Origin of the sequence: Xanthomonas arboricola pv. juglandis (assembly GCF_001013475.1) — a bacterium.
In the GTDB taxonomy this organism is placed as follows: domain Bacteria; phylum Pseudomonadota; class Gammaproteobacteria; order Xanthomonadales; family Xanthomonadaceae; genus Xanthomonas; species Xanthomonas arboricola.
In genome coordinates this window covers 940379-956281 of record NZ_JZEF01000001.1, presented here as the reverse complement: position 1 = coordinate 956281, position 15903 = coordinate 940379, and the positions used below count along the sequence as shown (strand labels likewise).

11 protein-coding genes, 1 tRNA gene and 1 pseudogene are annotated in these 15903 nt (G+C 67.5%); 7 read left to right on the top strand and 6 right to left on the bottom strand.

Annotated features, from left to right (window positions below; genetic code table 11):
• Nucleotides 1-206 precede the first annotated feature (206 nt).
• Complete coding sequence (locus tag XARJCFBP2528_RS03770; protein WP_047124472.1) at nucleotides 207-2072, bottom strand: formylglycine-generating enzyme family protein; 1866 nt, start codon at nucleotides 2070-2072, stop codon at nucleotides 207-209.
• A gap of 97 nt (nucleotides 2073-2169) precedes the next feature.
• On the opposite strand from XARJCFBP2528_RS03770, the gene rnd reads away from it, so the two are divergent.
• The 5 genes from rnd (at nucleotide 2170) to XARJCFBP2528_RS03745 (ending at nucleotide 5935) form a co-directional block, all read left to right on the top strand.
• A complete protein-coding gene (gene rnd / locus XARJCFBP2528_RS03765) occupies nucleotides 2170-3264 on the top strand; it encodes a ribonuclease D (RefSeq protein ID WP_047124328.1) in 1095 nt (364 codons plus the stop codon).
• A 472-nt stretch (nucleotides 3265-3736) separates the two neighbouring features.
• Nucleotides 3737-4138, top strand: coding sequence for an H-NS histone family protein (locus XARJCFBP2528_RS03755; protein ID WP_039516171.1), 402 nt, complete (start codon nucleotides 3737-3739; stop codon nucleotides 4136-4138).
• 88 nt (nucleotides 4139-4226) lie between these two features.
• Nucleotides 4227-4302, top strand: a tRNA-Ala gene (locus XARJCFBP2528_RS03750).
• A 172-nt stretch (nucleotides 4303-4474) separates the two neighbouring features.
• The gene (locus XARJCFBP2528_RS23805) at nucleotides 4475-4651 is read left to right on the top strand and encodes a hypothetical protein (RefSeq protein WP_016901604.1); all 177 of its coding nucleotides are present in this window, start codon (nucleotides 4475-4477) and stop codon (nucleotides 4649-4651) included.
• Between the two features lie 204 nt (nucleotides 4652-4855).
• Nucleotides 4856-5935, top strand: coding sequence for a sensor domain-containing diguanylate cyclase (locus tag XARJCFBP2528_RS03745; RefSeq protein ID WP_016901605.1), 1080 nt, complete (start codon nucleotides 4856-4858; stop codon nucleotides 5933-5935).
• 220 nt (nucleotides 5936-6155) lie between these two features.
• Here the strand turns inward: XARJCFBP2528_RS03745 and XARJCFBP2528_RS03740 are convergent, their stop codons facing one another.
• Complete coding sequence (locus XARJCFBP2528_RS03740; protein ID WP_016901606.1) at nucleotides 6156-6665, bottom strand: chemotaxis protein CheW; 510 nt, start codon at nucleotides 6663-6665, stop codon at nucleotides 6156-6158.
• Between the two features lie 11 nt (nucleotides 6666-6676).
• On the bottom strand, nucleotides 6677-8335 hold the full coding sequence (locus XARJCFBP2528_RS03735) for a methyl-accepting chemotaxis protein (protein ID WP_016901607.1): 1659 nt from the start codon (nucleotides 8333-8335) through the stop codon (nucleotides 6677-6679).
• Nucleotides 8336-8635: 300 nt separating this feature from the next.
• Between XARJCFBP2528_RS03735 and XARJCFBP2528_RS03730 the strand changes: the two are divergent.
• Nucleotides 8636-9255: pseudogene (locus XARJCFBP2528_RS03730) on the top strand (DNA-3-methyladenine glycosylase).
• On the opposite strand, the gene XARJCFBP2528_RS03725 reads toward XARJCFBP2528_RS03730, so the two are convergent.
• Complete coding sequence (locus XARJCFBP2528_RS03725) at nucleotides 9195-13589, bottom strand: DEAD/DEAH box helicase (RefSeq protein ID WP_047124327.1); 4395 nt, start codon at nucleotides 13587-13589, stop codon at nucleotides 9195-9197. The pseudogene XARJCFBP2528_RS03730 and the gene XARJCFBP2528_RS03725 sit on opposite strands and share 61 nt — an antisense overlap.
• A 358-nt stretch (nucleotides 13590-13947) precedes the next feature.
• On the opposite strand from XARJCFBP2528_RS03725, the gene XARJCFBP2528_RS03720 reads away from it, so the two are divergent.
• On the top strand, nucleotides 13948-14328 hold the full coding sequence (locus tag XARJCFBP2528_RS03720; protein ID WP_026064124.1) for a DUF3301 domain-containing protein: 381 nt from the start codon (nucleotides 13948-13950) through the stop codon (nucleotides 14326-14328).
• A gap of 207 nt (nucleotides 14329-14535) precedes the next feature.
• Here XARJCFBP2528_RS03720 and XARJCFBP2528_RS03715 read toward each other — a convergent pair whose 3' ends face one another.
• Together XARJCFBP2528_RS03715 and XARJCFBP2528_RS03710 are read right to left on the bottom strand one after the other, a co-directional pair.
• A complete protein-coding gene (locus XARJCFBP2528_RS03715) occupies nucleotides 14536-14976 on the bottom strand; it encodes a ClpXP protease specificity-enhancing factor (protein ID WP_016901612.1) in 441 nt (146 codons plus the stop codon).
• A gap of 78 nt (nucleotides 14977-15054) precedes the next feature.
• Nucleotides 15055-15690, bottom strand: a complete 636-nt coding sequence (locus tag XARJCFBP2528_RS03710) for a glutathione S-transferase N-terminal domain-containing protein (RefSeq protein ID WP_024939278.1) — start codon at nucleotides 15688-15690, stop codon at nucleotides 15055-15057.
• Nucleotides 15691-15903: the final 213 nt, after the last annotated feature.

Below are 15903 nucleotides of genomic sequence, written 5' to 3'. Positions count from 1 at the left end.
GGCCGGTTCCATGGAGATCGCGGGCAGCGTTCGCTGCGGTTAAGCCTGCGCGTCCGGTCTTGCGGCGGGGCCAACCGAGAAACTGCTCGGGTTATCGGGAACGACAAGCACTTCGACATGAGCATGGCATCCGGACAACATGGCGATCGGCGATCAATCGCCGTGCAGCCGCAAACCACGCATGCGCACTGACTTGCAGCTGCGCCCTAGATCCCGCGCGCCACGCGGAAGCCGATCCGTGCGCTGGTGCTGTCCGAATCCTGCGACTGCCGCCAGGCCGCACGCGTCTGCTGCGGCGAGTTGGCCCAGCTGCCGCCACGGATCATGCGCTGCCGGCAGCCGGGGTTGAACCACGCCGCACCGTCGGCCGGCGCGCGTCGGTAGCTGGCATGCCAGCAGTCGGCCACCCATTCGCTCAGGTTGCCGCCCATGTCGTGCAGCCCCCAGGCATTGGCGCGAAAGCTGCCAACCGGCGCCGGGCCCCAGAAGCCGTCGCCGTAGCCGACAAAACCGTTGTTCCAGTGCCGGCCGCTGCGCGAGACATCGTTGCCGCCGGTGAAGTTGCCCGCATCCAGCGGCGGCGAGCCGGCATTGCCCCAGGGATAGCGCCCGGTGGTGCCGGCGCGCACCGCGTATTCGAACTCGGCCTCGCTGGGCACGTGGTAGTGGCGGCCGGTCTGTTCCGACAGCCAGCTCGCATAGGCTTCGGCGTCGCGGATGCTGACGTGCATCACCGGGCTGTTGGGCGCGGCCTGCGCACCGTTGTAGTCGGACTGCCAATCCACCCCGCTGCGGCGGATGAAGTTGCCGCTGCGCTCGTCGTACACCACCGAATGCCCGCGCCGGGTGGCACGCGGGCGCGCGCCGGTCGCCTCGACGAACTGGCGGAACTCGACAACCGTCACTTCGGTGATCGACAACGCAAACCCGCGCGCGAAACGCACGTAATGCGCCGGGCGCTCGTTGTCGGAGGCGCCGGGCTCGGCATCGCCGGCGCCCATCTGGAACGCGCCATGCGGCACCACGATCATCTGCGGGCCACGCCCGCCGACCTTGAGCCCGTCGGTGAATACCTGCCCGGGGCGAAAGCTGCCGTAATGGGTGGCCAGTTCCAGCCGCCGGCGCAGATCGCCGGCCACCGCATCGCCAGGGTCGGCGATGCGCAGCACCTCGGCCAGTGTTTCGCCAGCCGCCTTGAGGCCGCGGGGCGAGGTGAGATCGTGCAGACCGGCGTCGTGCAGGGCGGCGATCTGGGCACGGCGCATGCGCTCGATGCGCGCACGTGCGTCGGCAATGGTCGGTGCGCGCTCACGCACCTGCCCGGCCATCTGCAACCAGTAGCGCGCGCCGATGAAGTCGCTCGCCTCGGCCGCCTGTTCGGCGCGTGCCAGCAGGCCGCTTTCCACCGCAGCCAGCCCCTGGCGCGTGCGCGGGTTGTCCGGATCCAGCTGCGCCGCATCGCGGAAGTTCACCAGCGCCCCGTTGCCGTCCTCGCCCAGGCGGCCGCCACGCAGATCCTCCTCGCCGGCACGGTTGAAGCTCAGCACCCGCTGCGCGGTTTCCACTGCGCGCTGCAGTGCGCGCACTTTCGGGTCCTGCGGAGCGAGCGCCAGCGCCACGATGGCCAGCTCACGCGCCTGTTCCAGCGCGCTGTCCTGACGGTCGGTCTGCGCGATCAGCGCCTGGCCGCGCTCGATCAACCTGCGCCGCGCCTGCTCCAGCCCGCGCCGGCTGGCCGCGTCCTTGCCGTCGGCGCGTTGCTGGATTGCCAGATACAGCGGAATCGCATCGTCCGCGTCGCGATAGAGCCGGTCGTCCTTCAATGCCTGGTCGGCGCGCTTGCGCACCTGCGTCAGCGGCTCATCGCCCAGGTCCACTGGCGGCGGCTGCCATTGCGCCACGGTTTCGGCGGATTCTTCGCCACCGATGGACACATTCGGCTTGCTCGGCACCGCGGCGGCGGCAGCAGGTTGCGGCGCAGCGGCAGGCGCTGGCGTCGGTGTCCGCGAACAGGCGCACACGCTTAGCGCAACCAATGCCCACGCTGCGATCCGGTTACCGCACTCACCCACCACCTGCTCCTTCCAGTGCTCTGCCGCACGACAGGCGATCGCGACGTTAGGCTATTCTGCGCGTTCTGCGCAAACCCTTGCTGTCGACGGAAATCACGTGCCCCATTGGATCACCCACCCCTCCGAGCTGAGCGAACGCCTGCAGGCATCGCGTCCGTCCCGCATTGGCCTGGATACCGAATTCATTCGCGAACGCACCTACTGGCCGCAACTGGCGCTGGTGCAGATGGCCATCGGCGAGGAGATCCTGCTGATCGACCCGCTGATCCCGGGCATGAACGCGGCGCTCAGGGAATGGTTGACCGCCACCGACATCGTCAAGGTGATGCATAGCGCCAGCGAGGACCTGGTCACCTTCAAGTGTGCGTGCGGGGTGTTGCCGCGGCCATTGTTCGATACCCAGATCGCCGCCGCGCTGGCAGGTGTGGGGGGTGGCATGGGCTATCAGAAACTGGTGCAGGAAGTGACCGGCACCTTGCTGACCAAGGGCGAGACGCGCTCGGACTGGATGCGTCGCCCGCTGTCGCCGGCGCAGCTGGAATACGCCGCCGACGATGTGCGTTACCTGTTCGCCATCCACGACGAACTCACCCGCCGCCTGACCGAGCAGGATCGCCTGGGCTGGCTGGCCGAGGACGCCGAGCGCCTGCTCGCCACGGTGGAGCACGACGATGGCGAGCGCTGGCCGCATGTGAGCCTGCGCACCGCGCAGTTCCTGGAGCCTGCGGCGCAGCGCCGCCTGTTGCGCCTGTTGCGCTGGCGCGACCTGCAGGCGCGCCAGAGCGATCGCCCGCGCAGCTGGATCCTGGACAACGAACTGGCCAGCCAGCTGGCGCGGTTTCCGCCCGCCGATCTGGATGCCTTGCTGCGCCAGTTCGACAAGTTTCCCAAGGCGCCGCGCAAGCTCGCCGCCGCAGTGTGGGAAGCGCTCAACACGCCGCTGCCCGACGAGGACCATGCACCGCTGGCGCAGACGGCCACCGACGGCAACAAGGCCGTGCTCAAGCGCCTGCAGGATGCGGTGGCCCAGCGCAGCCGCGAGCTGGGATTGCCCGACGGCATCCTGGCCTCGCGCCGGCACCTGGAAACCCTGATCGAACAACGCAGTTGGCCCGCACCGCTGGGGCAATGGCGCCGCGACGCGCTGGAAGCGCAGCTGACGCCGCTGCTGGAAGACGCTGCAGCGCAGTGAGGTGATGCAGTGGTCGCTAGGCCACGCATCCACGCGGCCGTGGCGATGCGGGCAAGGCGCAGGTAACCGTACGCCAGCTGCGTCTGTACATCGCCGGTCATGGATCAGATCAGAAATTCGAGCAGCATCCTCTTTCATTGCCGCATCTGCCCTTGCACAGCGCGCCATCGAAGCTCGCGCAGTCCATCGGGACAGGGTTGGCCATCATGCAGTCAATCTCTGGCCGGCGCTGCACGGAGATGTCATCCCGCCTGGCCTGCTGCTGTATCGTTACGGCCGGGGTCGCCGCCTGCGCAAGCATGCTCGGCGACCTCGCCAGGACACTGCGAACCCGCGACCAGACCCTGTGAATAGCCTGCTCGCGTCATGTGCAGGTGCAGGCACACGCAACGGCCGCCCCCGGGCCACATGCCATAATGACGCGTGCCCATCGGGCAACGTCTCCACCCCCTTATTCCGAGGCCATACCTCTGTGAGCAATACCACTTCCAAACTGGATTCCATCGCACAAGCCAAAGCCAAGCTGCTGGACGAGCTGCAGAAGCTGGAAGAACAGGAAAAGACCGAGCGCGCGAGCGAGGCATCCTCTGCGCATGCCACCATCGTCTCGCTGCTTGAGCAGTTTGCCGGCCACTTCAACACCAAGCAGCGCAACGATATTGCCGCTTACCTGGGCACCACCGCTGCACGCAAGGAAGTGGTCAAGAGCGGCCGCAGCGAAGTCAAGCCGAAGTACGAACTGCCGCACACCGGCGAGACCTGGTCCGGCCGCGGCCGCACGCCCAAGGCCTTCGCCGCCTGGGAAGGCTCGGTGTCGTACAAGGAATGGAAGGCCAAGAACCCGGACCTCAAGTTTCCGCTGGTTCGCGAGTGATTGCCGCAGGATCGCGCCCCCGGGCGGCGATCCAGGCCGCCGGACTGCTTGGCGAATCGCGCGACATGTGGTTAGAATCCAGGCACGTGGGGCGGTAGCTCAGCTGGGAGAGCGTCGCGTTCGCATCGCGAAGGTCGAGGGTTCGATCCCCTTCCGCTCCACCATTGCTTCAATCGTAAGGGCCTCGGAAACGCCATGTTTCCGGGGCTTTTCCGTTCTGGGCCCCTGCATCGGCAGCGCGTCGGCCTGGTGCATGCCACGCCCCGGTACGGCCATGTCGCCAGGATCACATCGAGCGCGCTAACGTCCATTTCATCATCACGCCGGACGCAAGCCATGAGCAACAAGCAGAGCCAGCCCGACAAGGCCGCCGACAATCAGCACGGTGTTTCGGAGAGCCAGCAGGGTCGCAAACAGGATGAGGCCGCCAAGCAGCGTCCCGGGCAGAAGGACATGCAGATCCACGACGAACAGACCCGCCGCCCCAAGGGCAACGACGGCCAGGGCGAATGAGACGCCAGGCAGGGCAACTCTGCGGCGCGTCAGAACGGAGTCGCTGACCCTGACCTGCCCTGCCCGATGTGGCAAGATCGGTGACGGGCGTCATCTGCTGGGGTGGATGAGGTCTGCGCCAACCAACGCGTGCGATGGGCCTAGACACGGCATCGCCACGCGCATATCCATCGCCTGACGGCGCCTTGTTCCGGTGGTCAATCCATGCAGATTTCTGACGCGTCCGCGTTGCACCTCTTCCACGCGACGCTGCTGCCGGGCGACACCGCCGTTGCAGCGCAGCTGCCGGCGAACGAAGACGAACGTCTGGCCGCATTGCAGGACTACCAGCTGCTGGACACTGCACCGGAGCCGGTCTACGACGCCTTCACCTCGAGCGCGGCCGAGCTCTGCGGGACGCCGATGGCCCTGATTTCGCTGATCGACACGCAGCGCCAGTGGTTCAAGTCGAAGCTGGGCATGGCGCCACGCGAAACCCCGCGCGAACTGTCGTTCTGTGCGCACGCGATCCTCGAACCCGACCAAGTGATGGAGGTGGGCGACACCCACCAGGATGCGCGCTTCGTGGGCAATGCGCTGGTCACCGGCGAGCCGCAGATCCGCTTCTATGCCGGCGCCCCGCTGCTGACCTCCGATGGGATCGCGCTGGGCACGCTATGCGTGCTGGATCGCACACCCCGGCGCCTGTCGGTGGCCGAGCGCGACGCACTGCAGGCGCTGGCACGGCAGGTCGTCGACACCATCGAGCTGCGGCGTGCTGCCAAGCTGGTCGAGCTGGACGCGCTGCGCGACGCGCTCACCGGCGTGTGGAACCGCGCCGGTCTGGAGCATGCGCTGCAGACGCACGCACAGAGCTCACCCACTGCCGCCACGCCATCGCTCGCCCTGGCGCTGATCGAGCTGGATGGCTTCAAACGGCTGAGATTGCAGGCGGGCGCCGCGGCAGCGGATGCAACGCTGATCCAGGCTGCCAGGGTGATCGAAGCACAGTTGCCGGATGCCGCCACGGTAGCGCGCCTGAACCGTGATCACCTCTCTGTCGCCTTGCCGGAGACAGCGGCGACCAAGGCAATGGAGCTGATCGAGGCTGTGCGCAAGGCGATCGAAACGGCCAGCTGGCCAGCCGGCGCACTGACGATCAGCGCAGGGCTGGTCGAAGTGGCAGCGGGTGCCTCGCTCGACAGCAACGCCTTGCTGGCGCGCGCACGGCACGCCCTGCAGGGCGCGATCGGCAATGGACGCAACTGCGTGCAGCGCTTCAATGGCTGGCATCGGCAGGACTGAGTGGCAGACCACGCGCGGGTCTGGCGAGGCAGGCCAGTAGGGCGCTGATCGACACGACCCAGCCTCAGGTAGCTAGGTCGATGCCGGTGTAGGGCTGCAGTCTTTCCAATTACGAACGCAGTGTGCACACACCCGCCAGCGCGCCTGTCTGGGCGGCTGACGCGTGTAGCGATCAGCGGTCAGGCGGCGCAGCCGTATCGCCAGCTGCGCTTGGCCAGACTCAGGCTGCCAGCGCATCGGTGTTGCCGGCGATTTCGTCCACCTGCAGCACCTGCTCCATCTCCAGCAGCACCACGAAGCGCTCGCCCACCTTGCCCATGCCGCGCAGCAGGTCGCGGCGGATATGCGTGCCGAACGATGGCGCCGCTTCGATGTCCTGATCGGCCAGTTCGATCACCGCGTTGACCGCATCGACCAGCACCCCGATCACCTGCGGTCCCTGGGCCTGCTCGGTGGCCAGGATCACGATGCAGCTGCGCTTGCCGATCGCGCTGTCGGCACGCCCCAGCCGCGATTGCAGATCCACCACCGGCACCACCGCACCGCGCAGGTTGATCACCCCGCGCACGCAGGCCGGCATCGACGGCACCGGCGTGGGTGCGCGGTACTGGATGATTTCGCGGATGCCAAGAATGCTGATGGCGAAGGTTTCGCCATCCAGCTGGAAGGTCAGGTACTGGGCCGCCGCATCGGCGTCGCCAGGCATCACATCGGGGGTCTGTGCAGTCATCGATCGGTCTCTCAGAAGCGAGCGAACTGGCCTTCGTCCGGGCCCTCGGACATCGCATAGGCAGGTGCCGCGGCGCTGCGCCAGCCGCGCGTACCGGGCGCACGTGCCGGGCGTGCGGCCGCCACCTTGCCGCGCTTGGGCGGCGTGCTCGCCGGCACCTGCCCGCCCAGGCGGAAGAACGCCATGCTCTGCTGCAACTGCTCGGCCTGCGCGCTCATTTCCTCGGCAGTGGCGGCCAGTTCTTCGGATGCACTGGCGTTCTGCTGGGTGGTCTGGCTCAGCTGCACCACCGCCGAATTGATCTGGCTGACGCCGGAGGATTGCTCTTCGGAGGCCGCGGAAATCTCCTGCACCAGGTCCGAGGTGCGCTTGATGCTGGGCACGATGGTGTCGAGCAGACGTCCGGCGCGATCGGCCAGTTCGACGCTGGAACTGGCCACCTCGCCGATCTCCTGCGCGGCCACCTGGCTGCGTTCGGCAAGCTTGCGCACCTCGGCGGCCACCACGGCAAAGCCCTTGCCGTGTTCGCCGGCGCGCGCCGCTTCGATCGCCGCATTGAGCGCGAGCAGATTGGTCTGATACGCGATGTCGTCGATGATGCCGATCTTCTGTGCGATCTGCTTCATCGCCTGGGTGGTGGCGACCACCGCTTCGCCGCCTTCGATGGTCTCCTTCGCGGCCTGCGTGGCCATGCCATCGGTGATGCGGGCGTTTTCGGTGTTCTGGCTGATCGATGCGGTCATCTGCTCCAGCGAGGCGCTGGTTTCCTCCACACCGGCAGCCTGTTCGCTGGCGGCCTGCGACAACGACTGTGCGGTGGCGCTGACTTCTTCCGACGCGCTGGCCAGGGTTTCGGCACTGGTGTTGACCTCGCCGACCACCTGCGACAGCTTCTGCACCATCGTGCGCATTGCTTCGAGCAGCTGCGCGGTTTCGTCGCGGCCATGCACGTCGATGCGCATGGTCAGATCGCCTTCGGACAGCCCGTTGGCCACCGTCACCGCGCGGCGGATCGGGCCGGTGACGCTGCGGCTGATCACCACGCCGAGAACCGCGCCGAGCAGCACGCCGCCGCAGATGATGGCCATCAGCAGCTTCGAGCTACGCGCATGGATGCTGCCGGCTTCGGCATTGGCCGAGGCAGCGCTGCGCTCGCGCAGGCCGCTCAGATCGGTCATCAAGGTGTCGACTTCATCCGAGCTGGCACGCACCGCACGCGAGAGTTCGGCCAGTTCCGGGTTGGCGTCGCGCAAGGCTTCGCGGTTGGCGGCGTCGATGAAGCGGCCGCGCTCTTCCAGGTATTTCTGCCAGGCGCGGTCGAACTGCGCCAGCTTGTTCCTGCCTTCCTCGGTCTGGAAGCTGGAACGCGCGCGCGTCATGTAATCGACCACCTTGGCAGTGTACTTGTCGATGTTCTGCACATGCGACTGGCGCTCTTCGGCGCTGCTGGCCAGCAACAGGTTGGCGCGTGCGCGGCCGGCGTAGATCAGATTGATGTTGGCCTCCTTGACGTTCGACAAGCCAAGCAGCTCGCGCTCGTAAAGCGAGGTCGACAGGTCGCTGATCCGACCGGAGTTGGAATAACCCACCCACCCGATGCATGCGCCGATCGCCGAGACGATCAGGAACGCCACGATCAGCCTGGTTCCGATTCTGAAGTTGCCTAACATTGGGGAGTTCTCTTGAAGGTGGTGCATGCGCGACCTGCGTCGCAGGGTCGCCCGGTGGCCTGGTGCGGGTGCCGCTCACTGTGTGCGGCTTGTCTAACCAATCGCTAATGGCTATCGGCGAGGCCAAAACGCGCTTGAGACGCAAACGGCACTTAACCGCGTATTCACACCATCGGATATGCGCTTTTGTGACCGGTCACGCGCTCGTACGGTCCGCGTTCGGAAAATTCCTACCCCTGGTTCCTGCCGTGTCCGGAACAGTCCGCTGGGACATCACGACTGCGCGGTTAGGCTGGGCGCATGTCGTCACAAGCACTTCCACGCAGCTTCTATGCGCACGATGCCCGCCAGGTCGCGCCGCGCTTGCTCAACAAGGTATTGGTCAGCGCAGACGGACGCCGCGGCCGCATCACCGAGGTCGAGGCGTATTGCGGCAGCGAAGATCCGGCCGCGCATTCGTTTCGCGGCATGACCCCGCGCACGCAGGTGATGTTCGGCGCACCGGGGCATCTGTATGTGTATTTCATCTACGGCATGCACTGGGCGATCAACGCGGTGTGCGGTGGTGCGCCCGGGCACGCGGTGCTGATCCGCGCGCTCGAACCGCTGGCCGGGATCGCCACCATGCAGGCCGCGCGCAACGCCGCCCCGCTCAAGACCTTGACCACCGGTCCCGGTCGCCTGGCCCAGGCGTTCGGGGTGAGCGCGACGGACAACGGGCTGGACCTGACCGACGCAGGCGCACGCCTGTGGATCGAGGACGACGGCCTGCCGCCGCCCTCCGCAGCGCTGGCGACGCCGCGCATCGGCATCCGCAAGGCGGTGGATGCGCCGTGGCGCTGGGTGGTCCGGACAATCCCTATCTGTCGCGTCCGCTGCCGCGTGCGACCGGCGCACGCGCGGTGCTGCCGGGCGACTGAGCCAGCCATTGCTCCATCGGCGTCTGCTCGGCGGCGCCCGGCCCACGCTGCAGCAGGCGCAAGGCCTGCTCGGCCTGTTCGTCGCTCAGGTCCTGCAGCGGCTGGAAGCGATCTGCCGCCCACACCGCCATCGGCAGGCCATCGAGATACGCCACACGGTTGCCCGGCACGCGCGCCACGCGCTCGCCCGGCAGGACGCTGCCCAACAGATTGCTCGGGTCGCTCGCACTGACGCATACCCACTGCTGCGGCAAGGCCTGTGCACGCACGCGGCGCAGCGCCGCGATCGCATCCGGCAACGCGAACTGCTCGCCGGACAGCCCGGCGATGAAACGCCCGCCACGGATCTCGCCACGCGCTTCCAGCCGCTGATACATGCGCAGCAACTCGCGCCACGGCGGCAGCCACGCCGCCTCGCGCTCCAGCAGCCGCCAGCAGACCACGCCGTAGCGCCGCAACAAGGTATGCGCCACATGTTCGAGCATGTCCTGGTGGCGCTCGCCGGCTTCGGCCAGCGGCAGCTCTGGCAGCGCGCGCACCGGCGCCCAGCGTCCGGCATCGCGGATGCCCAGCGCACTGGCGCGGCGCCGGTGGCGCGACAGCGCCGAGGGCCGCTTGGAGGCCGGCACCAGCAGCGCGCGCAGCCCGGCGTAGCTGTCGCAATGCGCACGCCCACGCATCACCAGTTCGCTCAGGGCATCTTCCAGCTCGGTACTCATCAGGCGGGCCGCATCGGCAATCTCGTCGAAGAACAAGGCGCCCTGCTGCTGCAACACCTCCGCCACCCGTTGCGCGCGCGAGCCCAGCGGCGCGTCGTCGGCATCGCGTGCCAGGCTGCTCCAGCGCTGCGCCTCGCGACGCGGCAGCAACACGATCGGCGTGCTGCGCAACGCGGCACCGCTGCGGCCACCACCGGGCCGCAGCCGCGCCCACACGGTGCGCCCGGCGGTGCACAGCTCGTCCAGCCAGGCCGGTTGATAGTCGCGCACGCGTGCCGGCAGCAGCTCGCTCTCCCACAGCACCGCAGGCGCCTCGAAGCCTTCCAGCTGCCCGACCACGCCGGCCAATGCGTCCGGCCCCGCCACCCGGCTGGCACTGTCGAGGTGCTGCCACTCGAACAGGAACCGCGCGTAGTCGCGTTGCGCCACCGGCTCGATCTCGCGGCGCAAGCGTCCCAGGGTATAGCGATGGATGCGCGCCAGCAGATGACGTTCGCACCATTCTTCCGACGGCGCCTGCGCGCTGAAATGGCCGGCCATGACATAGCCCTCGCGCTGCAGGGCGGCCAGGGCAAGCACGATCTCGGACTCGGGCAGGTGTAAGGCGCCGGCCAGGGCCGGCACCTGCGCCGGGCCGACCGCAGACAGGCGACCGCGCAGCAGCTCGCGCGCGGCCCACTCGCGCTGCCAGTCGGCAACGCGGCAATCTGCCGGCGCCCGTAGCGGCGGTAGCGCAACGGCGTGCGGATACAGCGGCACAAACCAGTCGATGCGCTCGGCACTGATCCACAGCGCGGGCACACCGTCGAACGCAAGACAACTGGCACGCCCATCGCCTGCGAGCGCAGCCAGCCAGGCCTGCCATTGCGCGTCGCTCGCTTCGCCGACGGGAAGCACGCCGAGCCCGACCAATGCTTCGTGCATTTCTTCGGCATCGCGCGGCTGCGGCCAGGCCTGCTCGCGCACCGAGGCGATGGCCTCGGGATCGAGCTGCCCCAGGTCGTCGCTGCTCTGCGGGGTGTAGCGACGGCTTTGCACGGCCTGGGTGCGGCGCTCTTCCAGCGGTGCGTCGTCCAGGAATGCATACGGCCGCGCATTCAAGGCTTCGGCCGCCAGCGGCGACGGTGCCGCCAGATCGCGCGCCACCAACGTGATCGCCCCCGACTCCAGCCCGCGCAGCACCTGCAGCCAGCCCTCGCTGTCCATGGACTGATGCAGGCAGTCTTCCAGCGTCTGCGCCACCAACGGATGGTCCGGCACCTCGCGCTCGCCGACCAGGTTCTCCGCACAGGCGACCTGATCGGGGAACACGGTCGCCAGCAGATCCTCCGATTTCATCCGTTGCAGTTGCGGCGCGACCTTGTTGCCACCGGCAAAGCGCGGCAGCGCCATCGCATTGGTCGCATTCCAGCGCCAGCGCACGCCGAACAGCGGCGCATCCAGCAAGGCCTGGATCAATACCTGCTCGGCCGATGACGAGTGCAGATAGCGCGCCACCTCCGCCAGGGCAAAACTATGACTGGTGGACAGCGACAACACGATCGCATCCTCGGTCGCGGCGGCCTGCAGTTCGAAGTTGAAGGTGCGGCAGAAGCGCTTGCGCAACGCCAGTCCCCAGGCGCGGTTGATGCGGCTGCCGTAGGGCGAGTGGATCACCAGCTGGGTGCCGCCGCTGGCATCGAAGAAGCGCTCCATCACCAGGCATTGCTGGGTGGGCATCGCGCCCAGCGCGGTGCAGGCATGGGCGAGATAATCGACAAGCTGGCGTGCCGCTTCCACCGAGAGATCCAGCACGGTGTGCAGCCAGTCGCAGGCGGCCTGATGGGGCGGGCTGTCCAGCCGCACCGCAATCTCGCCGCGCAGACGCGACACCGCCGCCGACAATTCGTCGCTGCGGCCGGGCGCCTCGCCCAGCCAGAACGGGATGTTCGGCGGCGCGCCCTTGGCGTCTTCCACGCGCACCCGCCCGGCATCCACGCGCAGGATGCGGTAGCTGGCATTGCCGAGCTGAAACACGTCGCCGGTAAGACTTTCGACCGCAAAATCCTCGTTCACCGTGCCGATCTTTTCGGCCTGCGGCTCCAGCACCACGCTGTAGTCGCCGGTTTCGGGAATGGTGCCGCCGGAGGTCAGCGCAGTCATGCGTGCGCCGCGGCGCGCATGCAGGCGCCGATGCACCGCATCGCGATGCAGGTAGCCTGCACGCGGCCCGAGCCGTGTGCTGAAGCCGTCGCACAACATGCGCACCACGTCATCGAAGCTCGCGCGGCTCAGCTGCGCGAACGGCCAGGCGCGACGCACCAAGGCGAACAGCGCGTCTTCGTCCCAGTCCTCGCACGCGGCCTCGGCCACGATCTGTTGTGCAAGCACATCGATCGGCGCCAGCGGAATACGCAAGGCGTCCAGCTCACCGCGGCGCACGCTGTCCAGCAAGGCGGCGCATTCGACCAGCTCGTCGCGGGTCTGCGGAAACAAGCGCGCCTTCGGCGTGCCGCCGACCGCATGCCCGGACCGTCCGGCACGCTGCAGGAAGGTGGCGATCGAACGCGGCGAACCGAGCTGGCAGACCAGGTCCACATCGCCGATATCCAGGCCGAGTTCCAGCGATGCGGTGGCCACCAGCACAGTGAGGTCGCCGGCCTTGAGTCGCTGCTCGGCCAGCAGACGCGTTTCGCGCGAGAGGCTGCCGTGGTGCGCGGCGACGCTCTGCTTGCCGAGCAGATCGCCAAGATGGCGTGCAGCGCGCTCGGCCATGCGCCGGGTGTTGACGAACACCAACGTGGTGCGGTGCTGCTGCGCGAGCGTGGCGACATCGGCATACACCTGCAGCCACTGATCGTTGGACATCACCACGCTCAGCGGCGTCGGCGGCAAGGCCAGTGCCAGATCGCGCCTGCGGGTGTAGCCGATATCGACGATCTCGCAATGTGGCGGCCGGCCGGCATCGCCCGCCCCGACCAGGAACTGCGCCACGGTCTCGATCGGCTTCTGCGTGGCCGACAGCCCGACGCGGGTGATCGGGCGCTCGGCCAGCCGCTGCAATCGCTCCAGGGTCAGCGCCAGATGACTACCGCGCTTGTCCGCGGCCACCGCATGGATCTCATCGACGATGACGGTGCGCACATGCCGCAACGCATTGCGCCCGGAGGCCGAGCCCAACAGCACATACAGCGACTCCGGCGTGGTGACCAGGATATGCGGCGGCGTGCGGCGCGCCTGTGCGCGCTCGCGTTGCGGGGTGTCGCCGGTACGCACCGCCGTGCGCACCGCCACATCCGGCAGACCGCTCGCGACCAGCGCCGTGCGGATGCCCTGCAGCGGCGCATCCAGATTGAGGTGGATATCGTTGGACAACGCCTTCAGCGGCGACACGTAGACCACCCGGGTTTCGTCCGGCAGCGCGCCGCCATTGGCCAGGCCATCGCGGATCAACGCATCGATGGCCGCGAAGAACGCGGTCAGCGTCTTGCCCGAGCCGGTCGGCGCAGCCACCAGCGTGTGGCGTCCGGCCTGGATCGCCGGCCACGCGGCAATCTGCGCCGGCGTAGGCGCAGCGAAGGTCTGCGCGAACCACGCAGCCACGACAGGATGGAACTGCTGCAGGACAGGATGCATAGGCGATGCCGCAGGCCGCGATGCCTGGCCAGGAGCGGCGTGTGGATTCAACGGGGCGAAGCCCAATGGATGGGGTTACGCTGCGCCCGACACAAGCCGAGCGCGGGAATGGCGGTGAATGGTTAAAGCAGCTGTCGGCCTAACCGCGCAGCGGCCAAACTGACGCGTCCGCTGCACCGATTCCACCTGCTGCAACTTTCCCGTCAGCTCCAGTCCGACCGCGCGCGATGCCGAGCACTCGCGCGACGTGACGACAGCCATTGCTGGTGCAGCGAAGGGATGCCTGCACAAGCGGTAAACACCGGCCGGCGCATCGGGTCACCAGCCATCAACGCAACGCTGCGGCCCGGCGCGACGATTGTCGATCGGGCGCAGGCCATGGCACATTGACGCCATGCCAAGCCTTATCCTCTTCATGATTGCCGGCGCCGCGCTGTACGCGTTCTGGAACTGCTCGCGCGCGGCGGCCGAACGTGCCGATATCCTCGGCCGCAATGCCTGCCGCGCCGCCGATGTGCAATGGCTGGACCAGAGCGTGCATTCCACCAACATCCGCATCTGCCGCAAGCCCAATGGCTGGCTGGGCTTCGAGCGGACGTTCCGGTTCGAGTATTCCTACGACGGCATCGACCGTCATAGCGGCCGCCTGGTGCTGCGCGGCGATCAATTGATCGCCTTCACCGGACCGCAAGTGGCCACGGTGACGCCGTTGAGCCCGGACCATCAGCGCCTGAACTGACCGCGATTGGGTCGATATATGCGTCTGCAGGCACCTGGCCTGCATGCAGTGCCGCGCGACTGAAGATCAGCGTTGCTGCCGCCTATCCGCAACGCCGATGCACACATGCAACGGCGTGCTCTGGTGGAAAAATGCGCGTGCGATGCAAGCCGCACGCGTACATGGCGCAACATGGCACGAACGCGCGATGCGCGTCCGTGCGTGCAGTTACTTGACCACGCGCAGATGCGGACGCTTGCCCGCGCTCGGCGGCTCGTCCGGCGTGGGCGCGCTTGGCGGCGGTGCACCTGGATCCGGCGGCTCGGTACTGGTGCCGGGGATATCGTCCGGCAAGGCCATGCCCTGCCCGGTCTCGCGTGCATACACCGCCAGGACCGCGGCCATCGGCACCATCACCGGATAACTGACGCCGCCAAAGCGCGCGGTGAACTGCACGCTTTCGTTGTCGACCTGCAGCCCGACCACGGCGCGCTCGGCGATGTTCAGCACCACGCGGCCGTCCTTGACGGCACTGGCAGGCACCTGCACGCCAGGCAGCCCGGCGTCCACCAGGACGTGCGGGGTCATGCCGTTGTCGTTGATCCATTCGACCAAGGCCCGCAGCAGGTACGGGCGATGGCTGGTCATGCGGGGGAAATCTTCGCTCATGACGTCATTTTACCCGCACACGGCCCGCAGCGGCGGCTGCGCGATGGGGCGTCGGTCTGTTGGCATACAGCCGTCGCATCAGCCCGGCAGGTCGCGCAGTTTCTTTTCCTGATCGGTCAGGCTGCGGATGAAGCCCGGATTGCGGAAGATCCGGTTGCCGTAGTCTTCGATCGCCTTGCCGTCCTTGGGCAGACCGATCTCCAACGCGTCCAGTCGCCAGATGATCGGCGCCATCGCGCAATCGGCCAGACTCATTTCCGGATTGAGGAAGAACTTGCTGGCCTTGAACAGCGGCACCGACGCGGTGAGCAGTTCCTTCAGGCGCTTGCGGCCGGCCTCGGCCTGGGTCTTGTTGCCGAGCTGGATGGCCTGCACCTGCGGCACCCAGTCGTGCTCGATCCGCAGCATCGCCAGACGCAGACGTGCGCGCGAGAGCGGATCGACCGGCATCAACGGCGGATGCGGGTAGCGCTCGTCCAGGTATTCGCTGACCACCGATGCCGCGTACAGCACCAGGTCGCGTTCGACCAGGGTCGGGACCGAATGGTAGGGATTGAGATCGATCAGATCTTCCGGGGGATTTTGCGGGTCGACCGGCACCAGGTCGTAGGTCACCCCTTTCGCCGCCAGGACCAGACGGACCCGGTGGCACAACACGTCGTCGTTGGACGAAAACAAAGTCAAGGTATTCCGCATACGCACACTCGTCGCCATTCAAGGCTCTCCGACGACCGGAATCCGCCGGCCGCATCGGCGCGGCCGGCCCAACGCCGACCGTCACCACGGTCCTTCGAGTGTGCAATCACGTCACGCAAAAGCCAAGAGTGATAGGGCCGATTAATGCCCGGACAGGCCGCTTATTGCGCCGAGATGCAGCTTCCGGTCACGTGCGCGTGTCGCAACGGGGCGACTGCCGGTGCACGACAT